The organism is Neobacillus sp. PS3-12 (assembly GCF_030915385.1).
Classification (GTDB): Bacteria; Bacillota; Bacilli; order Bacillales; family Cytobacillaceae; genus JAEVLT01.
In genome coordinates this window covers 2,679,819-2,701,712 of record NZ_CP133268.1, presented here as the reverse complement: position 1 = coordinate 2,701,712, position 21,894 = coordinate 2,679,819, and the positions used below count along the sequence as shown (strand labels likewise).

Below are 21,894 nucleotides of genomic sequence, written 5' to 3'. Positions count from 1 at the left end.
TAAAAGGTTTTTTTCTTCTTAATTAAATAAGAGAGAAAACTAAAATGGCGATTACTCGGTTCTTTCTTGACTTCTTCTTATACGATTATCTAGTTTTCAAGGAACAAAAATAAACTTTGAGAGAATTATTCCCTCAAAACTAAACAAACAAAATCCGTCAAACAATCTGTGATGTCCGTTAGGACATTTTCCTTAGAAAGGAGGTGATCCAGCCGCACCTTCCGATACGGCTACCTTGTTACGACTTCACCCCAATCATCTGTCCCACCTTAGGCGGCTGGCTCCTTACGGTTACCCCACCGACTTCGGGTGTTACAAACTCTCGTGGTGTGACGGGCGGTGTGTACAAGGCCCGGGAACGTATTCACCGCGGCATGCTGATCCGCGATTACTAGCGATTCCGGCTTCATGTAGGCGAGTTGCAGCCTACAATCCGAACTGAGAATGGTTTTATGGGATTGGCTCCACCTCGCGGCTTCGCTGCCCTTTGTACCATCCATTGTAGCACGTGTGTAGCCCAGGTCATAAGGGGCATGATGATTTGACGTCATCCCCACCTTCCTCCGGTTTGTCACCGGCAGTCACCTTAGAGTGCCCAACTAAATGCTGGCAACTAAGATCAAGGGTTGCGCTCGTTGCGGGACTTAACCCAACATCTCACGACACGAGCTGACGACAACCATGCACCACCTGTCACTCTGTCCCCCGAAGGGGAACGTCCTATCTCTAGGAGTGTCAGAGGATGTCAAGACCTGGTAAGGTTCTTCGCGTTGCTTCGAATTAAACCACATGCTCCACCGCTTGTGCGGGCCCCCGTCAATTCCTTTGAGTTTCAGCCTTGCGGCCGTACTCCCCAGGCGGAGTGCTTAATGCGTTAGCTGCAGCACTAAAGGGCGGAAACCCTCTAACACTTAGCACTCATCGTTTACGGCGTGGACTACCAGGGTATCTAATCCTGTTTGCTCCCCACGCTTTCGCGCCTCAGCGTCAGTTACAGACCAGAAAGCCGCCTTCGCCACTGGTGTTCCTCCACATCTCTACGCATTTCACCGCTACACGTGGAATTCCGCTTTCCTCTTCTGCACTCAAGTCCCCCAGTTTCCAATGACCCTCCACGGTTGAGCCGTGGGCTTTCACATCAGACTTAAAGGACCGCCTGCGCGCGCTTTACGCCCAATAATTCCGGACAACGCTTGCCACCTACGTATTACCGCGGCTGCTGGCACGTAGTTAGCCGTGGCTTTCTGGTTAGGTACCGTCAAGGTACCGTCAGTTACTCCGATACTTGTTCTTCCCTAACAACAGAGTTTTACGACCCGAAGGCCTTCATCACTCACGCGGCGTTGCTCCGTCAGACTTTCGTCCATTGCGGAAGATTCCCTACTGCTGCCTCCCGTAGGAGTCTGGGCCGTGTCTCAGTCCCAGTGTGGCCGATCACCCTCTCAGGTCGGCTACGCATCGTCGCCTTGGTGAGCCGTTACCTCACCAACTAGCTAATGCGCCGCGGGCCCATCTGTAAGTGTCAGCCGAAACCGACTTTCAGCTTCACCTCATGAGAGGTGAAGAATTATCCGGTATTAGCACCGACTTCCGGTGTTATCCCAGTCTTACAGGCAGGTTGCCCACGTGTTACTCACCCGTCCGCCGCTAACCATCAGGAGCAAGCTCCTAATGATTCGCTCGACTTGCATGTATTAGGCACGCCGCCAGCGTTCGTCCTGAGCCAGGATCAAACTCTCCATTAAAGAGTATGAGTTAGCTCATAAATGTTACGTTGGCTAGTGAAGGCTTGCTTCACTATATTTTTATTGTTGACGTTTTTGTTTGTTTAGTTTTCAAAGAACAATATTACTGTTGCTTGAAGCAACCTTTATATAATAACAAACTCAAAAACATTTGTCAATTATATTTTAAAACTATTTGGTGGAGGATAGCGGGATCGAACCGCTGACCTCCTGCGTGCAAAGCAGGCGCTCTCCCAGCTGAGCTAATCCCCCAAATATAATTTATAATATGTTGTTAATGGTCGGGAAGACAGGATTCGAACCTGCGACCCCTTGGTCCCAAACCAAGTGCTCTACCAAGCTGAGCTACTTCCCGTTAAAGATTGGCGCGCCAGAAAGGAGTCGAACCCATAACCTTCTGATCCGTAGTCAGACGCTCTATCCAATTGAGCTACTGGCGCATATCTTTTAAAAATGGTGCCGAGGACCGGAATCGAACCGGTACGGTAGTCACCTACCGCAGGATTTTAAGTCCTGTGCGTCTGCCAGTTCCGCCACCCCGGCAATATTGAAGCGGAAGACGGGATTCGAACCCGCGACCCCCACCTTGGCAAGGTGATGTTCTACCACTGAACTACTTCCGCAAATTATTTAAATGGTGCGGGTGAAGGGAGTCGAACCCCCACGCCTTGCGGCGCCAGATCCTAAGTCTGGTGCGTCTGCCAATTCCGCCACACCCGCATATTAACATGAATGGTGAGCCATGAAGGACTCGAACCTTCGACCCTCTGATTAAAAGTCAGATGCTCTACCGACTGAGCTAATGGCTCATACTAAAAATCATTCACTAATCTTTTATTTCGTAGTCAGATGCTCAAAAAATCTCCCGATTTTTCTCGCAGATTGCCGCAGAAGCTTATTCAATGGAGTAAGCAATCTGCTCTACCGACTGAGCTAATGGCTCGTAAAAATAAATAATATTCCAACCCGCATCTACGTATGGGCCATGAAGGATTCGAACCTTCGACCCTCTGATTAAGAGTCAGATGCTCTACCAACTAAGCTAATGGCCCTACTTTCAACTGATGGGTTGAAAAGGTGGTGCCGGCCAGAGGACTTGAACCCCCAACCTACTGATTACAAGTCAGTTGCTCTACCAATTGAGCTAGGCCGGCAAAAAAATATGGTGGAGGATGACGGGATCGAACCGCCGACCCTCTGCTTGTAAGGCAGATGCTCTCCCAGCTGAGCTAATCCTCCAAAATAAAAGCCTGGCAACGTCCTACTCTCACAGGGACTTTCGTCCCAACTACCATCGGCGCTGAGAAGCTTAACTTCCGTGTTCGGTATGGGAACGGGTGTGACCTTCTCGCCATTATTACCAGACTTATTGAATTGAGGTTTATTCCCTCAAAACTAGATAATCAGAAGAAGTGTAAAGAACGAATAATCATTACTATTGGTTAAGTCCTCGATCGATTAGTATCAGTCAGCTCCACACGTCACCGCGCTTCCACCTCTGACCTATCAACCTGATCATCTTTCAGGGATCTTACTAGCTTGACGCTATGGGAAATCTCATCTCGAGGGGGGCTTCATGCTTAGATGCTTTCAGCACTTATCCCGTCCGCACATAGCTACCCAGCGATGCCTTTGGCAAGACAACTGGTACACCAGCGGTGCGTCCATCCCGGTCCTCTCGTACTAAGGACAGCTCCTCTCAAATTTCCTGCGCCCACGACGGATAGGGACCGAACTGTCTCACGACGTTCTGAACCCAGCTCGCGTACCGCTTTAATGGGCGAACAGCCCAACCCTTGGGACCGACTACAGCCCCAGGATGCGATGAGCCGACATCGAGGTGCCAAACCTCCCCGTCGATGTGGACTCTTGGGGGAGATAAGCCTGTTATCCCCAGGGTAGCTTTTATCCGTTGAGCGATGGCCCTTCCATGCGGAACCACCGGATCACTAAGCCCGACTTTCGTCCCTGCTCGACTTGTAGGTCTCGCAGTCAAGCTCCCTTGTGCCTTTACACTCTGCGAATGATTTCCAACCATTCTGAGGGAACCTTTGGGCGCCTCCGTTACTCTTTAGGAGGCGACCGCCCCAGTCAAACTGCCCACCTGACACTGTCTCCCACCCCGATAAGGGGTGCGGGTTAGAATTTCAATACAGCCAGGGTAGTATCCCACCAATGCCTCCACCGAAGCTGGCGCTCCGGCTTCAAAGGCTCCTACCTATCCTGTACAAGCTGTACCAAAATTCAATATCAGGCTACAGTAAAGCTCCATGGGGTCTTTCCGTCCTGTCGCGGGTAACCTGCATCTTCACAGGTACTATAATTTCACCGAGTCTCTCGTTGAGACAGTGTCCAGATCGTTACGCCTTTCGTGCGGGTCGGAACTTACCCGACAAGGAATTTCGCTACCTTAGGACCGTTATAGTTACGGCCGCCGTTTACTGGGGCTTCGATTCAGAGCTTCGCTTGCGCTAACCCCTCCTCTTAACCTTCCAGCACCGGGCAGGCGTCAGCCCCTATACTTCGCCTTGCGGCTTCGCAGAGACCTGTGTTTTTGCTAAACAGTCGCCTGGACCTATTCACTGCGGCTCTTCAGGGCGATTAACCCCAAAGAGCACCCCTTCTCCCGAAGTTACGGGGTCATTTTGCCGAGTTCCTTAACGAGAGTTCTCTCGCTCACCTTAGGATTCTCTCCTCGCCTACCTGTGTCGGTTTGCGGTACGGGCACCTTTTATCTCGCTAGAGGCTTTTCTTGGCAGTGTGGAATCAGGAACTTCGGTACTATATTTCCCTCGGCATCACAGCTCAGCCTTTGCGGTGAACGGATTTTCCTATTCACCAGCCTAACTGCTTACACGCACATATCCAGCAGTGCGCTTACCCTATCCTCCTGCGTCCCCCCGTTGCTCAAACGATAAAGAGGTGGTACAGGAATATCAACCTGTTATCCATCGCCTACGCCTTTCGGCCTCGGCTTAGGTCCCGACTAACCCTGAGCGGACGAGCCTTCCTCAGGAAACCTTAGGCATTCGGTGGATGAGATTCTCACTCATCTTTCGCTACTCATACCGGCATTCTCACTTCTAAGCGCTCCACCAGTCCTTACGGTCTAGCTTCAACGCCCTTAGAACGCTCTCCTACCGCGGACACCTAATGGTGTCCACCCACAGCTTCGGTGATACGTTTAGCCCAGGTACATTTTCGGCGCAGAGTCACTCGACCAGTGAGCTATTACGCACTCTTTAAATGGTGGCTGCTTCTGAGCCAACATCCTGGTTGTCTAAGCAACTCCACATCCTTTTCCACTTAACGTATACTTTGGGACCTTAGCTGGTGGTCTGGGCTGTTTCCCTTTTGACTACGGATCTTATCACTCGCAGTCTGACTCCCACGGATAAGTCTTTGGCATTCGGAGTTTGTCTGAATTCGGTAACCCGATGAGGGCCCCTAGTCCAAACAGTGCTCTACCTCCAAGACTCTTACAACGTGAGGCTAGCCCTAAAGCTATTTCGGAGAGAACCAGCTATCTCCAAGTTCGATTGGAATTTCTCCGCTACCCACACCTCATCCGCGCACTTTTCAACGTGCGTCGGTTCGGGCCTCCAGTAGGTGTTACCCTACCTTCACCCTGGACATGGGTAGATCACCTGGTTTCGGGTCTACGACCACATACTAAAATCGCCCTATTCAGACTCGCTTTCGCTGCGGCTCCGTTTCATCAACTTAACCTTGCATGGGATCGTAACTCGCCGGTTCATTCTACAAAAGGCACGCCATTACCCATAAAAGGGCTTTGACTACTTGTAGGCACACGGTTTCAGGAACTGTTTCACTCCCCTTCCGGGGTGCTTTTCACCTTTCCCTCACGGTACTGGTTCACTATCGGTCACTAGGGAGTATTTAGCCTTGGGAGATGGTCCTCCCAGCTTCCAGCCGGATTTCACGTGTCCGGCCGTACTCAGGATCCACTCAGGAGGGAACGAAGTTTCAACTACAGGGTTTTTACCTTCTATGACGGACCTTTCCAGATCGCTTCATTTACCCCGTTCCTTTGTAACTCCATGTAGAGTGTCCTACAACCCCGAAAGGCAAGCCTTTCGGTTTGGGCTGTTCCCATTTCGCTCGCCGCTACTTAGGGAATCGCAATTGCTTTCTCTTCCTCCGGGTACTTAGATGTTTCAGTTCCCAGGGTCTGCCTTCATTATCCTATGTATTCAGATAAAGATACTACTCCATTACGAGCAGTGGGTTCCCCCATTCGGAAATCTCAGGATCAAAGCTTACTTACAGCTCCCCGAAGCATATCGGTGTTAGTACCGTCCTTCATCGGCTCCTAGTGCCAAGGCATCCACCGTGCGCCCTTTCTAACTTAACCTAAAAGGTTTTTTTCTTCTTAATTAAATAAGAGAGAAAACTAAAATGGCGATTACTCGGTTCTTTCTTGACTTCTTCTTATACGATTATCTAGTTTTCAAGGAACAAAAATAAACTTTGAGAGAATTATTCCCTCAAAACTAAACAAACAAAATCCGTCAAACAATCTGTGATGTCCGTTAGGACATTTTCCTTAGAAAGGAGGTGATCCAGCCGCACCTTCCGATACGGCTACCTTGTTACGACTTCACCCCAATCATCTGTCCCACCTTAGGCGGCTGGCTCCTTACGGTTACCCCACCGACTTCGGGTGTTACAAACTCTCGTGGTGTGACGGGCGGTGTGTACAAGGCCCGGGAACGTATTCACCGCGGCATGCTGATCCGCGATTACTAGCGATTCCGGCTTCATGTAGGCGAGTTGCAGCCTACAATCCGAACTGAGAATGGTTTTATGGGATTGGCTCCACCTCGCGGCTTCGCTGCCCTTTGTACCATCCATTGTAGCACGTGTGTAGCCCAGGTCATAAGGGGCATGATGATTTGACGTCATCCCCACCTTCCTCCGGTTTGTCACCGGCAGTCACCTTAGAGTGCCCAACTAAATGCTGGCAACTAAGATCAAGGGTTGCGCTCGTTGCGGGACTTAACCCAACATCTCACGACACGAGCTGACGACAACCATGCACCACCTGTCACTCTGTCCCCCGAAGGGGAACGTCCTATCTCTAGGAGTGTCAGAGGATGTCAAGACCTGGTAAGGTTCTTCGCGTTGCTTCGAATTAAACCACATGCTCCACCGCTTGTGCGGGCCCCCGTCAATTCCTTTGAGTTTCAGCCTTGCGGCCGTACTCCCCAGGCGGAGTGCTTAATGCGTTAGCTGCAGCACTAAAGGGCGGAAACCCTCTAACACTTAGCACTCATCGTTTACGGCGTGGACTACCAGGGTATCTAATCCTGTTTGCTCCCCACGCTTTCGCGCCTCAGCGTCAGTTACAGACCAGAAAGCCGCCTTCGCCACTGGTGTTCCTCCACATCTCTACGCATTTCACCGCTACACGTGGAATTCCGCTTTCCTCTTCTGCACTCAAGTCCCCCAGTTTCCAATGACCCTCCACGGTTGAGCCGTGGGCTTTCACATCAGACTTAAAGGACCGCCTGCGCGCGCTTTACGCCCAATAATTCCGGACAACGCTTGCCACCTACGTATTACCGCGGCTGCTGGCACGTAGTTAGCCGTGGCTTTCTGGTTAGGTACCGTCAAGGTACCGTCAGTTACTCCGATACTTGTTCTTCCCTAACAACAGAGTTTTACGACCCGAAGGCCTTCATCACTCACGCGGCGTTGCTCCGTCAGACTTTCGTCCATTGCGGAAGATTCCCTACTGCTGCCTCCCGTAGGAGTCTGGGCCGTGTCTCAGTCCCAGTGTGGCCGATCACCCTCTCAGGTCGGCTACGCATCGTCGCCTTGGTGAGCCGTTACCTCACCAACTAGCTAATGCGCCGCGGGCCCATCTGTAAGTGTCAGCCGAAACCGACTTTCAGCTTCACCTCATGAGAGGTGAAGAATTATCCGGTATTAGCACCGACTTCCGGTGTTATCCCAGTCTTACAGGCAGGTTGCCCACGTGTTACTCACCCGTCCGCCGCTAACCATCAGGAGCAAGCTCCTAATGATTCGCTCGACTTGCATGTATTAGGCACGCCGCCAGCGTTCGTCCTGAGCCAGGATCAAACTCTCCGATAAGAGTATGAGTTAGCTCATAAATGTTACGTTGGCTAGTGAAGACTCGCTTCACTATATTTTTATTGTTGACGTTTTTGTTTGTTTAGTTTTCAAAGAACAATATCATCATCACTCAAAGACGACTTTATAATATTACCAAGTTGTTAACGTGTTGTCAATAACTTTTTAATATTTATTTTTGCTGTCTTGCAGCAACATTTAATACTATATCACTATTATTTGATATACGCAATAGCTTTTATCACTTTTTTCGACAAATTTACTTATAACCCTCACTAAAGCTGTTTTGATTAATAAAGGCACCGAGAAACTCGGTGCCTTAGATCGTCTTAACGAAGACGCATTAGTGGGAATAACAATACATCACGAATGGATGGCGAATTTGTTAATAGCATAACCAGACGGTCAATGCCAATTCCTAATCCGCCTGTTGGTGGCATTCCGTACTCAAGTGCTTCGACAAAATCCTCGTCCATCATATGTGCTTCATCGTTACCTTGTTCACGTTCTTTCAATTGCGCTTCAAAACGCTCTCTCTGATCGATAGGATCGTTTAATTCTGTAAATGCGTTAGCATGCTCACGCGCAACAATAAAGAGCTCAAAACGATCAGTAAATCTTGGATCCTCTTCATTTTTCTTTGCAAGAGGTGAGATTTCAACTGGATGTCCATAAATAAATGTTGGCTGAATTAATTTTTCTTCTACTTTTTGTTCAAAGAATTCATTAACGATATGACCATATTGCATATGTTCTGTAATTCCAACGCCATTTTCTTTAGCAAGTTGGCGGGCTTCTTCTACACTCATCTCTTTCCAGAAGTCTACACCAGTATATTCTTTAATCGCATCAACCATATGCAGTCTTTTCCACTCAGGTTGAAGGTCAACATCATATTCACCATACTTAATTTGTGTTGTACCAAGTACTTCTTGAGCGATATGAGCAATTAAATTTTCAGTAAGACTCATAATGTCTCTAAAGTCAGCATATGCTTCATAAAGCTCAATCATCGTAAATTCAGGATTATGCCTTGTTGAAACACCTTCATTCCGAAATACGCGGCCAATTTCATATACTTTTTCAAGTCCACCGACAATTAATCGTTTCAAATGAAGTTCAATGGCTATACGCATAAAGAGAGGCATATCAAGTGCATTATGATGGGTGATAAACGGACGAGCTGCTGCACCTCCGGCAATAGCGTGCATCATAGGTGTTTCAACTTCTAAATATCCATGATCATCTAAATAGCGACGCATTGACTGAATAATTTTACTGCGTGTAATAAATGTTTCCTTGCTTTCTTGACTCATAATTAAGTCTAAATAACGTTGGCGGTATCGCTGCTCAACATCCTTTAAGCCATGAAATTTGTCTGGTAATGGACGTAGTGCTTTTGTTAAGAAAACAAAGTCTTTTACTTTAATTGATAATTCTCCTGTTTGGGTTCTAAATAACACCCCAGTAACACCGACAATATCGCCTAAATCCGCAGAAGTGAAAACTTTATACCGTTCTTCCCCAACTGCATCCTTTCTTACATAAATTTGCACCTGACCTGATAAGTCTTGAATATGAGCAAATCCTGCTTTTCCTTTTCCGCGCTTTGTCATAATCCTTCCAGCAAGTGTAACTGAAATATTTTTTGCCTCAAGCTCTTCTTTCTCCAGGTCGTTATATTCTTCTATTATTTCCATTGCGAGATTTGTTCTTTCAAACCGTTTACCAAATGGGTCAATTCCATCCTCACGCAATTGATTCATTTTTTCACGTCTGACGAGAAATTGATCATTTAATTCTTCTTGACTCATGATTTATCACTCCAATTATTTTCATCTCAATATGTAAATAGCAATGTTGAACAGCTATCTAATTTATATACATACTTTACTATTTTACACAAACTTAAGGAAACAGACATTAAAAATGTATAAATATATATAAAAACTGCCAGTATTTCCACTGGCAGTCTTCATCTTTAACACAGGTATTATAGAAAAAGGTATTCTAAAAGTCAAATTCTACTCTTTTTTATCTTATTTAATCATTGTGTTAAACTTGTCTATTGATTTCCACTCAAAGCGCAGGCGTGCCGAATTAACCTACAATAGCCTGGTCTTCTTCATCACCTTCCAAATTAAGGACTAGTTGATTTAATAGTGTAACTAGATCTTCTCTGGTGTTTATTTCATTGATTAAATTACGCACTCTTGCATTGCCGTGAATACCTTTTAAGTACCATGCTGCATGTTTGCGCATTTCACGTACTGCGATATACTCATCTTTTAGTGCGATTAAACGGTCTAAATGAAGAATACAGACATCCATTTTTTCACGAACAGAAGGTTCTCCCATTAGTTTTCCTGTTTCAAGGTATTGTACTGTGCGGTAAATCATCCACGGATTACCTAAAGCTGCTCTGCCAATCATAACGCCATCACAGCCTGTTTCATCAAGCATTCTTTTAGCATCCTGCGGTGTCTGAACATCACCGTTCCCGATGATTGGAATGTTAACGGATTGTTTTACTTCACGGATGATATCCCAATTCGATTTTCCTTCATACATTTGAACACGTGTCCGGCCATGTAAAGCAACAGCTTTCCCTCCAGCTCGTTCCACTGCTTGCGCATTTTTTACTGCAAAAATATGTTGTTCGTCCCAGCCCATCCTCATTTTTACTGTAACAGGTTTTTCAACTGCATCGACAACACTGGCAACCATTTCATAGATTTTATCAGGGTCCAAGAGCCATTTTGCACCTGCATCACATTTTGTGATTTTCGGAACAGGGCAGCCCATATTTATGTCAATGATATCAGCATTCGTATTCCGATCAACGAATTGCGCTGCTTCAACAAGCGTTTCTTTTTCACCACCGAAAATTTGCAGGCTTAGCGGTTTTTCACGATCATCAATATAAAGCATATTCATTGTTTTTTCATTTTTTAAAACAATGCCTTTGTCACTGACCATTTCAGCACAAACAAGTCCGGCACCAAATTCTTTAACAGTTAGACGAAATGCTGCGTTGCAAACACCGGCCATTGGTGCCAAAACAACCGGGTTTTTCATCGTAATATTACCGATCTTTAACACGAAATAAACCTCCTAGTTTATGACTAAATATTATCATCAGGCGGCGTTAAATCATACACAGATATTTTTAAAGCAATTGCCATTTTTTCAACAAAGTCTTCAGACGGGAGACGGTTGCCTCTTTCGATCTCTCCTAAAACTGAAACTGAAACGCCAAGCTCCTTCGAAAAGCTTTCCTGTGTAAAGCCTTTTAGCTTTCGATAGGCACGAATACGTCTTCCCCACTTTTCCGCTTCCATATTCGGACTCCTTCTGTACTAGGGTATTGATCACGCTGCAAGGAATAAGATTTATCAAACCCAGGAATTTTAATATCCGGACAAATCTCTAAAAGAGGGACCATGACGAATGCTCTCTCTAGCATTCGGGGATGCGGAACAACAAGCTTCTCTGTTTCAATATTTTCTTGGTTATAGAGAAGAATGTCAAGATCGATTGTTCGTGGCCCCCACTTAATTTCCCTTTTTCTTCCTAAATTTTGTTCAATCCTCATACAATTTGCAAGTAGTTGTTCTGCCGATAAGTCTGTTTTGACCTCTATCACCATATTTAAAAATAAATCCTGGTCTTCATAACCAACCGGGTCAGTTTCATATACCGAGGAAATATTTGTCAATTTTATCAATGGAGTTTCTGCTAATAAATCAATGGCTTGTACCAAATATTGATAGCGGTCTCCTATGTTTGTTCCCAGACCAATATATGCCGTATTATCCACTATGATCTTCTCCTTGTTATCTCGATCGCAACAGATTGATAATGACCCGGAATTGGCGGGTCTGGTTTGATCACTTTAACGGTTACCTCTGAAACAAGCGAAAAGTCCTTTAAAATTACTCCTGCAATTTGTTCCGCAACAGTCTCAACTAGTTTGTAAGGTTTACCCTCTACGATCTGCTGACAAACAGAAAATAGTTCTCCATAATTAACTGAATACTCAAGCTGGTCTGTTTCTCCAGCCCGCTTTAAATCAACTGATACGCTTAAATCGACAACAAAGCGTTGCCCCAGTTTGTTTTCCTCAGGAAAAACACCATGGTAGCCGTAAAACTCCATTTTACTAATATATATTTTGTCCACCAGCATCACCTTTGCCTAATAAAGCATCCATCATTTTTGCCATCCTGGCAATTTCTTTTACATCGTGTACCCGAACCATTTGGCAGCCCTTTTGAATTCCGTAACAGACGGTAGCACCTGTTCCTTCCACTCTTTGATCAACAGGCAAGCTAGTAGCATTCCCAATCATTCTTTTGCGAGATGTTGCTAAAAGTACAGGATAACCTGTAGCAACAAGTTTATCAAGGTTCCTCATCATTTCGATATCTTCACTGTAGTCCTTGGCAAATCCAATCCCCGGATCCAAGATAATATTTTCATCTTTCACTCCGGCATTCTTTACAAGCATAATACTTTCGTACAAGTCATTTAAAGCATCACGAATAAAATGCTGATAGTCACGATTCGTCCGATTATGCATTAAGATGATGGGAACATTTAGTTCAGCAATAACCGCAGCCATTTTCGGGTCTCTTGTTGCCCCCCAAATATCATTGATGATATGAGCACCTGCTTCAATTGACTGTCTGGCAACTTCTGCTTTAAAGGTATCAACGGAAATAGGAACATGAACATGCTTGGAAATAGCACTGACTGCTGGAATAACCCGTTCAAGCTCTTCTTCAACTGAAAGCGGTGTATGACCCGGTCTTGTTGATTCCCCGCCAATATCAATAAGATCAGCCCCATTTTCAACCATCTGTTTGGCATGTTCAATCGCCTGTTCAAGATTATAATACTTTCCGCCATCAGAAAATGAATCTGGAGTTACATTTAAGATTCCCATTATAAGTGTCTTCTTACCGTAATCCAATGTATATGGGCCACATTGAATCGTCTTAGTAAGTGTCTCCTTCAAACCAATTCCCCCATATTCGTTCAAAATTCACTCTTTTACTATACATTTTTTTAGAAAAAGAAAAAAGGCATTGGTCCACACCAATGCCTTTCCACTATATTCCAGCCCTATTGTTGTGCATCAAATTGATAAAGTGGTGTACTTAAATAACGTTCTCCGTTATCAGGAACAATAGCAAGTACTTTCTTGCCTTTTCCTAGTTTTTTAGCTACTTCAATTGCTGCATGGATCGCAGCACCTGAAGAAATACCAGCAAGAATTCCTTCTTCTCTTCCAGCACGGCGTGAAGCTTCAAAAGCTTCTTCATTCGTTACGAGGAGGACCTCGTCATACAATTTTGTATCTAATACAGCTGGTACAAAACCTGCACCAATTCCTTGAATTTTATGTGGTCCTGGTTTGCCGCCCGATAATACTGCTGAATCTTTTGGTTCTACAGCATAAATTTTAATCTCAGGGAATTTTTCACGTAAAACGCTTCCTGCACCAGTAATGGTACCGCCTGTTCCAATACCTGCAACAAATGCATCTAATTGATCCATTTGTTCAGCAATTTCTTTACCAGTTGTACGTTTATGAACTTCTGGGTTTGCTGGGTTTTGGAATTGTTGCGGTAAGAAGTATCCACGCTCTTTAACAAGCTCTTCTGCTTTAGCAATAGCATCCTTCATGCCGCCTGGTCCAGGAGTTAAAACAAGCTCTGCACCATAAGCACGCAAGAGGTTGCGTCTTTCAATACTCATAGTTTCAGGCATTACTAATACAGCCTTATAGCCTTTTGCAGCTGCAATCATTGCAAGTCCAATACCAGTATTTCCGCTTGTAGGCTCAACAATTGTATCACCAGGTTTAATAATACCTTGTTCTTCAGCAGCTTCGATCATCGCTAAAGCAATACGATCTTTTACACTGCTTCCAGGGTTGAAGTATTCTAACTTTAAATATACCTCTGCACTATTTTCATCAACTAATCTGTTTAATTTAACAATTGGTGTTTGACCGACTAATTCGGCAACTGAATTTGCAACACGCACCATTTTGGCCACCCCTTATCCCGAGTATTTTTATTGGTTTATTTAGAATTTACCGCTTTCTATGTATTTTGTCAATTACTTTACCAGTTTAAATTTTCCTAAATTAAAAAAATAATTCGCTTACATAGTCATATTTAAATGAGAAATATGAGAAAAAAGGCCTAACTTCTCTTTAGAAGTTAGGCCTAATTTTTATTTTGTTTCTTTTAGCATTTCCTCCAGCTCTTCTTTTGGAAATATATACTTTTCATTGCAAAAATGACAATGGGCTTCTGCCATCCCCTCTGTTTCGATCATATCGGTAATTTCTTCTTTACCAAGGCTGACGATGGCATCACCAAACCGTTCCTTTGAACAGGTGCATTTAAATTGAACAACCATTTTTTCTAAAAACTTTACATGTTCTTTGCCAAACAACTTCACCAAAATTTCTTCTGGCGTTAGTCCTGACTCAATCAGCTTCGAAATAGGAGGAATTGTCTCTAAACTTTTCTCTATTTTCGTAATCGTTTCATCATCCGTACCTGGCATTAGCTGCAGGATAAAGCCCCCTGCTGCCAATATAGAATCATCAGGATTGACCAGGACTCCAACTCCAACAGAAGAAGGAACTTGTTCCGAAGTAACAAAGTAATAAGTAAAGTCCTCGCCTAATTCACCTGAAACTAACGGAACCTGCCCGCTAAAATAATCACGCAAACCAATGTCTTTAACAACTGTTAATGTGCCAGAGGTTCCTACTGCTCTTTTTACATCAAGCTTCCCATTCTCATTTGCTTCAAAGTCGACTTGAGGATTATGAACATAACCCCGCACTTCCCCTTTTGCATTACTGTCAACTAAAATATGCCCCAGGGGACCATCACCCTCAACTTTGATCGTTAACTTCTCTTCCCCTTTTAACATCGCTCCCATCATCACACCGGCTGTTATGGAACGTCCTAAAGCCGCTGATGCTGTTCTCCATGTTTGATGGCGCCGCTGTGCCTCTGAGACTGTATTCGTCGTACGAACGGCGTATGCTCTAACCTGCCCTTCAAAAGCAAGAGCCTTTACGAGATAATCATTCATGCTTTAACTCCTTTCTAGTTGCCCTTTTTTATCATATCCATGTTTCGTTTATAGATTAACTGTAATCCTTTCAACGTTAAAAACGGCTCGACAATATCAATAACATTTGACTCCTTGGCAATAAGTGCTGATAATCCCCCTGTAGCGATAACAGTCGGTTTTTGCCCAGTTTGTTCTACCATACGTTTGACAATACCCTCTACTTGGCCGACATAACCATATAGTACTCCTGATTGCATGGAGGAAACGGTATTTTTCCCGATAACTCCCCCTTCAGGACGAGCAATTTCAATTCTTGGGAGCTTAGCTGCTTTTGAATAAAGGGCTTCAGTTGAAATGTTAATACCAGGAGCAATCGCACCACCCATATACTGCTTATGCTCATTTATATAACAGAAGGTTGTCGCTGTCCCAAAATCAATAATGATTAACGGAGACCCATAATCATGAATGGCTGCCACCGCATTCACAATTCGGTCTGCACCAACTTCCCTTGGGTTGTCAATTTTTAAATCAAGCCCTGTTTTAATACCAGGCCCTACAACCATCGGTTTAACATTAAAGTATTTTTGGCACATTCTCTCTAATGAGAACATAATAGGTGGTACTACAGAAGATATTATAATCCCCGATATTTGGTTAAAAGTGAGATCTGAAAAATCAAATAAGGCTTTAATAATCATTCCATATTCATCTGCAGAACGATTACGGTCTGTTTCGATCCGCCAATGATATTTTAATTCATCTTTATCATATACACCCAATACAATGTTTGTATTTCCAACGTCAAATACAAAAATCAACACAATCACCACTTTGTCCAAAGTCTAATCTTCACTGTCAACATCATACCATAAAAATATTTATACAATAAAGCAAACAACCCAACGGCAGACCAAAAAAGAGTGCTCCTATTCGAAGCACTCTTTCCAATTTAACACTGACTATAATGTTGGTTTATCATCATTGTTTGATGAAGATTCAGGACCTGTTGATTCTGACTTAGAAAGGTCGATTTCATCATCCTTTTTCTTATTGATGTTCACTTTTACATCATCTGTTTTGGTTAAACCAGGCTTGAATGAATCATTATTAGCAGCAGTTCTAGCTGGTAAGTAACCATTGTCAATCAAATGTTTAATTTGATCTGCGTCAAGTGTTTCGACCTCAAGTAGAGTAGTGGCAATAAGATTAAGCTTATCACGGTTTTCTGTTAAGATCTTTTTCGCTCTTTCATAACACTCTTTAATGATTCTTTGAATTTCAAGGTCAATTTCATAGGCAATAGCATCTGAATAATTTTGGTCGTTATTGATGTCGCGTCCAAGGAACACTTGACCACCTTGTGCCTGGCCAAATTGTAATGGACCCAGCTTATCACTCATGCCATATTCAGTAACCATTTTTCTTGCAATTCCAGTAGCACGTTGGAAGTCATTATGTGCTCCTGTACTTACTTCTCCAAATACGATATCTTCTGCCACACGGCCGCCAAGAAGACCAGTAATTTTATCCAGCAATTCTGGCTTGGTCATAAAGTAACGGTCTTCCTTAGGAAGCATAACAGCATATCCGCCAGCCTGTCCACGTGGGACAATTGTTACCTTTTGGACAATTTCTGCCTCATCCAGTACCAAGCCGATTACAGTATGACCACTTTCATGGAAAGCAACAATATTACGTTCTTTCTCAGAAATTACCCGACTTCTCTTCGCTACACCAGCAATGACACGATCAGTTGCTTCAGTAACGTCATCCATATCAACTTTCTTTTTATTGCGGCGAGCTGCTACCAGTGCTGCCTCATTTAATAGGTTTTCCAAATCAGCCCCAGAGAAACCTGGAGTACTGCGTGCAATACTTTTTAAATTTACGGATTCGTCTAAAGGCTTGTTGCGGGCATGAACTTTAAGAACAGCCTCACGACCATTTACGTCAGGACGGTCAACTGTAATCTGACGGTCAAAACGACCAGGTCTTAAAAGAGCTGGGTCCAGAATGTCAGGACGGTTAGTAGCGGCAATGATAATAATTCCTTCATTTGCCCCGAATCCATCCATCTCAACAAGCAATTGGTTCAATGTTTGCTCACGCTCATCATGACCACCGCCAAGACCAGCACCACGCTGACGCCCAACAGCGTCAATCTCATCAATAAAAATAATACACGGAGCATTTTTCTTTGCATTTTCAAACAAGTCACGGACACGGGACGCTCCGACCCCGACAAACATTTCAACGAAATCAGATCCGCTGATCGAGAAGAATGGAACGCCAGCCTCACCTGCAACCGCTCTGGCAAGGAGGGTTTTACCAGTCCCTGGAGGTCCAACAAGAAGAATACCTTTTGGAATGCGAGCACCCAATTCTGCAAATTTCCGTGGATCCTTCAAAAAGTCAACAACCTCAATCAATTCTTGCTTTTCTTCATCTGCACCAGCTACATCTCTAAAACGAACCTTTTTCTTATCATCGTTGTAAAGTCGGGCTTTACTTTTGCCGAAATTCATCACTCGGCTGCCGCCGCCCTGAGCTTGATTTAACAAGAAGAAGAACAAGATAAAAATAATCACAAAAGGAATAATTGATGTAAAGAACGTTACCCAGCCGCTTGTTTCTTTTGCAGGCAATACATCTACTTTAGAAGTAGCAGCTGCTTTATCGATTCGATCCTGTATTTTCTCACTGTTTGGAATGTAGGTTAAGAAGCTTTTCCCACTTGTAGATTCACCTCGAACCTCATATACACCTCGGTCGGGCTGCATAGAGAAGGACTTAACTTGACCCTTTTCTAAATTGGTAACAAATTTATCATATGATATATGATCTGTCGGGTCATTACTTCCATTAAAAAAGCTAACCACACCAATAATGACTAAAAATATTAATAAATAAAAGATGGTATTACGGAAAATCCGATTCATCCCTTACCTCCTCCCACGGTAGAAAAAAACTATACTAAATAGTATCATAGAAAATCATGGCAATTCAAGGAATAACGCTCAATTTACAAGACTTAAGTACGAAGGACTTAAATAAGCTATATACTATAGGTTTTACTTAATCATTGTTACTATATACTTCAGGTTTCAATATTCCGATATATGGCAAGTTGCGGTACTTTTCAGCGTAGTCCAAGCCATATCCAACCACAAATTCATCTGGAACATGGAACCCTACATAATCAGCTTCAATTTTACTTTTCCTTCCCGTTGGTTTATCAAGTAATGTAACAATTTTGATCGATTTTGCTTTCCGATAATGGAATAGATCAACAAGATAACTCAAGGTTAAACCGCTATCAATGATATCCTCAATAATTAATAAATCCCTTCCCTCCACTGAAGTGTCCAAATCTTTAAGGATTTTTACTTCACCAGTGGAAACAGTTGAATTTCCATAGCTGGAAACATCCATAAAATCCATTTCCAGGTAACAATTCATCCGCCTTACTAAGTCTGCCATAAAAGGCATTGCGCCTTTTAACACTCCAATTGCGAGTGGAAAACGGTCTTTATACTCCGCTGTCAGCTCCTCGGCCAAAGATTTGATTTTTGCCTGAATCTCTTCCTCACTAACTAAAACCTTTTCAATGTCTTTTTCCATCAAAAAATTTCCTCCTAGAAGTCAATGCTTATAATATGTAAGTTGGATATAAGATCCCGCTTTATTATCAATGCCCTCAAGTGCTGACTTTTTTAAGCAGGGAAGCCATAGAATACGGCCTTGTTGATCTGTAATAACTGGCCAAGTATCCCTTTCATGAAGCGGAACTTTATGATCAATAAAGATATCCTTTACTTTCTTCGTACCTGACATTCCCTTTAACGTCATTCTGTCACCAGTTTTCCTTGTTCGGATAAATAAAGGTAATGATACCAACTCCCTGACAAAAAAAGCTGTATACTGATTAGGATGAACGAATGACGATTCAACATACTCCATTTTTATTATTCCTCCCCCTGGTATTTCAAAAACCCCAGGGGCTATCATTTCGAATAGAAAGGATAGCGGTTTATCGAAGTTAAATTGAAAATGGCAATCTTGATAGGAACGAGTCACTTTCAGTCCATTAGGAAAATCTAATGTCCCTGATGGATGCTGACGATTGATTAGAGAAAATACCTGATCAATATGGACAGCAGAAAGTGATGAAGGACGTTCTTTGTAAAGATAGTTTAATATTAGTTGAATCCCTCTTCTTTGTAAAGGTATTGGCATTTCAAGCAGAAGGTTTATGTCAATAGTTATTTGCTGGTCATTTCTTGTTGTCATTACTGTATTCATTTTTTGAACTGTTAATTCCTGAAGATATGCCTCATCACTTTGCATTTCCTCGCTAAAACGCTGAAACTGTTCATGAACTTGTTGATTTTCAGATTTTAAAAAAGGTAAGACAACTTTACGAAAACGGTTTCTGCTATAAATTTCTTCTTTATTGCTTGGGTCTATTCTTGGAACTAACCTATTTTCTTCACAATACTCTTCAATTTCTTCCTTCGTTAATCCCAAAAACGGCCGAAAAATCATACCATTTTGACACGAGCGTTGAAAAGGAATTCCTGCTCTTGCCTTCCCTGTACTCCCCCTTGTAAAGCGCATTAAAATTGTTTCAATTTGATCATCCCCGTGATGGGCCAATGCTAAATAAGGATAATCATGTTCCTTCATTACCTTAGCGAAGAAGTCGTAGCGTGCTTGTCTCCCAGCTGTTTCTGCACTTTTTCCTGTTTGTTTCATAAGTTCTGGAACGTTTATTTGGTCCATTACAAATGGAATAAAAAGCTCCTCACAATACTCTTTGACAAACATGGCATCCTGAAAGGATTCCTCTCCGCGAAACATATGATCTACATGTGCAACAACAATCGAGAGCTCTTGCTTTTCTTTTTGTGCTTGAAGATAGTGCAGCAACGCCAACGAATCTGGTCCTCCTGAAACTCCCACTACAATTTTTTTGCCTTTCAATGAAAATGAATGTCTTTCCAGAAAGGCTTCTACTTTTTCTTCCAACATTTTACATTCTTCCTTAAGGTCATGATCATTTTCTACTACCATTATATATAAAAACTAAAACAGCAAGTATTTCTAGTATTTACGAACAAAAGCCATAAATGTTTCAAAAAATATTAAATTTTAAACATAATATACAAAAAATATAAACAAACGATTACTGTAATGATGCAAATCGTTTCCAGCCAGCCGTTTTTTTTCTTTTTCTTTTTATAGGTTTTTCTTGAAGGGTATTGATTATTTTTTGGTTTATTCGTATTTCCATGCTGTATATTCGTATTTCCTTGTTTCGAAACGGATTGTCCCTTAGTGGTTTCAGGTACTTGTTGTTTTGTTACTAATGACAACATTTCAGACCGCATTTGTTTTGCACTTTGATAACCGCCTTCGAGTGCTCTTATAATCACTTTTTCAAAAGGAACTAGTTCGGGCTTCTGCCTGATTGCTTCCCTTAGTTGGACAATACCTCCTGTTTTTTTTGAAAAGCGATTAGGATAAGCTGTATTGATCATAACCATACCCACTGCAAATAAGTCGTAGCTAGGCTCAGCTTTCCTTGACCCTAATCCCCAATAACCTCGGTCATAGAACTCTGTAAACTCCTTTATTGCTCTACCTTGAATCGTTGTACCCCCAACATCAATGCACCGAATTCTCGTTGGCGGGCCAGTAACAATTAAATTTTCGGGTTTTAGATCACCAAATACCCAGCCGTTTTGGTGAAGAAGATCCAGATCATTTAATAATTGGAGAAGTAAAACAACTGTCCATGACCTTCCTTTTTGGGCGATAAAGGATAAAAAGTTAGGACCATGAATATATTCCATTACATAAAAGGAGATTTTCCCTTGGTTACTTTGCCAATCATCAACATCAAGCAAAGAAGGCCCGAGGGAAGACCCTTGGACCTTTGCAAAGGATTTAAGAACATTTACCTCGGAGGTAATAGAAAGTCCATTGTCACTCATTTTTAATGCTACTAGCGTACCATTGTGTTCAGCGAGATACACAATTCCATTGGCACCAAATCCTAGTTCCTTTACAATTTTATATTTTTTTTGATGCCACTTCCCGAAAATAACCGTACCAGGATTAACTTTACATTGACTCTTCAAAGAATGATTCATCATCACGGGAAAGGAGACTCCTTCTCATCGAACGATTTTGATTAAATGAGGAAATCGCAGTACGAATTGCCGGGCCTGTCGGTGTAATTCCGCCTGTTGTCAGCTGGGAAAAAATTTTCGTTAAAGATTGCAGATTTGGCGTCCAATCTAATACCTTTTCGACATTATCCCTTTTCCCAGGAAATACATAGACAGAATAATAATTATTTCCTGATCTTGCATTTAAGCTAATTGAAAGATCTAGCAAGGCCTCTTTTACTGTTGGCAGCTTTTGTTTCATACTGGCAGAGCTGTCAACCAAAATTAAAACCTCGAGTTCTACGGTTTCACCTAACTCGTCTACAACCTCAATGACCTCTCCTCTTTTTCTGGGAAGGTCCTCAAGCGTCTGGGATTTTCCAAGGATTTGTTGTAATTCCCTGTTTACTACCCCATGAATGGTTTGCGTCATTGCTTTTCTGGTTACCATTTGCACTGTTTGTGACAGCTGCTGGGCATAAACAATTTGACTGACGCCTCCGCCTGACATGGCGATATTTTCAATTTCCTTCATTCCCTTTTCATCGATCGTATCCTGTTCCATAACGCCAATCACATTGACAGTGATCCCATCTTCTCTTGCAAGTGCAGCCATGGCAATTGGGTCTTCACCTTGATTCGAGCAGCCATCTGTAATTAATAATATCTGACGGATCTTCCCGGTATACATAGATCTTCTCCTCCATTTATCATGATGCTACCATTTTCGACTGGTAGGAGAAGAT

Annotated in this window: 14 protein-coding genes, 10 tRNA genes and 4 rRNA genes; all 28 read right to left on the bottom strand. The window is 43.1% G+C overall.

All coding sequences use genetic code 11. The features are described 5' to 3' along the window. Nucleotides 1-196: 196 nt before the first annotated feature. A 16S ribosomal RNA gene (locus tag RCG17_RS13690) occupies nucleotides 197-1,745 on the bottom strand. A 176-nt stretch (nucleotides 1,746-1,921) separates the two neighbouring features. Then, a tRNA-Ala gene (locus tag RCG17_RS13685) sits at nucleotides 1,922-1,997 on the bottom strand. A 26-nt stretch (nucleotides 1,998-2,023) separates the two neighbouring features. After that, a tRNA-Pro gene (locus RCG17_RS13680) sits at nucleotides 2,024-2,100 on the bottom strand. Nucleotides 2,101-2,108: 8 nt separating this feature from the next. After that, nucleotides 2,109-2,185 (bottom strand) — tRNA-Arg (locus RCG17_RS13675). Nucleotides 2,186-2,199: 14 nt separating this feature from the next. Further along, nucleotides 2,200-2,288, bottom strand: a tRNA-Leu gene (locus tag RCG17_RS13670). 8 nt (nucleotides 2,289-2,296) lie between these two features. After that, nucleotides 2,297-2,368, bottom strand: a tRNA-Gly gene (locus tag RCG17_RS13665). Between the two features lie 12 nt (nucleotides 2,369-2,380). After that, a tRNA-Leu gene (locus RCG17_RS13660) sits at nucleotides 2,381-2,465 on the bottom strand. Between the two features lie 13 nt (nucleotides 2,466-2,478). Continuing rightward, nucleotides 2,479-2,554 (bottom strand) — tRNA-Lys (locus RCG17_RS13655). Between the two features lie 170 nt (nucleotides 2,555-2,724). Further along, a tRNA-Lys gene (locus tag RCG17_RS13650) sits at nucleotides 2,725-2,797 on the bottom strand. A gap of 26 nt (nucleotides 2,798-2,823) precedes the next feature. After that, nucleotides 2,824-2,899: transfer RNA gene (locus RCG17_RS13645), tRNA-Thr, on the bottom strand. A gap of 9 nt (nucleotides 2,900-2,908) precedes the next feature. After that, nucleotides 2,909-2,984: transfer RNA gene (locus tag RCG17_RS13640), tRNA-Val, on the bottom strand. 9 nt (nucleotides 2,985-2,993) lie between these two features. Beyond that, nucleotides 2,994-3,110: ribosomal RNA gene (gene rrf, locus RCG17_RS13635) — 5S ribosomal RNA — on the bottom strand. A gap of 73 nt (nucleotides 3,111-3,183) precedes the next feature. Beyond that, nucleotides 3,184-6,120: ribosomal RNA gene (locus tag RCG17_RS13630) — 23S ribosomal RNA — on the bottom strand. Nucleotides 6,121-6,316: 196 nt separating this feature from the next. Further along, nucleotides 6,317-7,865: ribosomal RNA gene (locus RCG17_RS13625) — 16S ribosomal RNA — on the bottom strand. Together the 16S, 23S and 5S rRNA genes with 10 tRNA genes alongside form the textbook arrangement of a ribosomal RNA operon. Before the next feature lie 329 nt (nucleotides 7,866-8,194). Then, nucleotides 8,195-9,679 carry a lysine--tRNA ligase gene (gene lysS, locus RCG17_RS13620; RefSeq protein WP_308175634.1) on the bottom strand — a complete coding sequence of 495 codons (1,485 nt, stop codon included), beginning with the start codon at nucleotides 9,677-9,679 and terminating at the stop codon, nucleotides 8,195-8,197. A gap of 286 nt (nucleotides 9,680-9,965) precedes the next feature. Beyond that, nucleotides 9,966-10,967, bottom strand: coding sequence for a tRNA dihydrouridine synthase DusB (gene dusB / locus RCG17_RS13615; RefSeq protein ID WP_308175633.1), 1,002 nt, complete (start codon nucleotides 10,965-10,967; stop codon nucleotides 9,966-9,968). Between the two features lie 23 nt (nucleotides 10,968-10,990). Continuing rightward, entirely contained in the window at nucleotides 10,991-11,206 is a 216-nt protein-coding gene (locus tag RCG17_RS13610; protein WP_308175632.1) for a helix-turn-helix domain-containing protein, read from the bottom strand. Next, entirely contained in the window at nucleotides 11,158-11,685 is a 528-nt protein-coding gene (gene folK, locus RCG17_RS13605; RefSeq protein ID WP_308175631.1) for a 2-amino-4-hydroxy-6-hydroxymethyldihydropteridine diphosphokinase, read from the bottom strand. The genes RCG17_RS13610 and folK overlap by 49 nt, the downstream gene beginning before the upstream one ends. Further along, the gene (gene folB, locus RCG17_RS13600) at nucleotides 11,685-12,047 is read right to left on the bottom strand and encodes a dihydroneopterin aldolase (protein WP_308175630.1); all 363 of its coding nucleotides are present in this window, start codon (nucleotides 12,045-12,047) and stop codon (nucleotides 11,685-11,687) included. The genes folK and folB overlap by 1 nt, the downstream gene beginning before the upstream one ends. Next, entirely contained in the window at nucleotides 12,028-12,813 is a 786-nt protein-coding gene (folP, locus tag RCG17_RS13595; RefSeq protein WP_308175846.1) for a dihydropteroate synthase, read from the bottom strand. Before folP ends, folB begins: the two co-directional genes overlap by 20 nt. Nucleotides 12,814-12,992: 179 nt before the next feature. Further along, entirely contained in the window at nucleotides 12,993-13,922 is a 930-nt protein-coding gene (gene cysK, locus RCG17_RS13590; protein ID WP_308175629.1) for a cysteine synthase A, read from the bottom strand. Between the two features lie 189 nt (nucleotides 13,923-14,111). Continuing rightward, nucleotides 14,112-14,990 (bottom strand): Hsp33 family molecular chaperone HslO, encoded by an 879-nt coding sequence (gene hslO / locus RCG17_RS13585; RefSeq protein ID WP_308175628.1) that lies wholly within the window; start codon nucleotides 14,988-14,990, stop codon nucleotides 14,112-14,114. 14 nt (nucleotides 14,991-15,004) lie between these two features. Continuing rightward, on the bottom strand, nucleotides 15,005-15,793 hold the full coding sequence (locus tag RCG17_RS13580) for a type III pantothenate kinase (RefSeq protein WP_308175845.1): 789 nt from the start codon (nucleotides 15,791-15,793) through the stop codon (nucleotides 15,005-15,007). 141 nt (nucleotides 15,794-15,934) lie between these two features. After that, complete coding sequence (gene ftsH, locus RCG17_RS13575; protein ID WP_308175627.1) at nucleotides 15,935-17,914, bottom strand: ATP-dependent zinc metalloprotease FtsH; 1,980 nt, start codon at nucleotides 17,912-17,914, stop codon at nucleotides 15,935-15,937. A gap of 136 nt (nucleotides 17,915-18,050) precedes the next feature. Continuing rightward, a complete protein-coding gene (hpt, locus tag RCG17_RS13570) occupies nucleotides 18,051-18,596 on the bottom strand; it encodes a hypoxanthine phosphoribosyltransferase (RefSeq protein ID WP_308175844.1) in 546 nt (181 codons plus the stop codon). 21 nt (nucleotides 18,597-18,617) lie between these two features. Further along, entirely contained in the window at nucleotides 18,618-20,006 is a 1,389-nt protein-coding gene (gene tilS / locus RCG17_RS13565) for a tRNA lysidine(34) synthetase TilS (RefSeq protein ID WP_308175626.1), read from the bottom strand. Between the two features lie 113 nt (nucleotides 20,007-20,119). Then, nucleotides 20,120-21,133, bottom strand: coding sequence for a protein kinase domain-containing protein (locus tag RCG17_RS13560; protein ID WP_308175625.1), 1,014 nt, complete (start codon nucleotides 21,131-21,133; stop codon nucleotides 20,120-20,122). After that, nucleotides 21,102-21,839, bottom strand: coding sequence for a VWA domain-containing protein (locus RCG17_RS13555; protein WP_308175624.1), 738 nt, complete (start codon nucleotides 21,837-21,839; stop codon nucleotides 21,102-21,104). Before RCG17_RS13555 ends, RCG17_RS13560 begins: the two co-directional genes overlap by 32 nt. Nucleotides 21,840-21,894 lie beyond the last annotated feature (55 nt).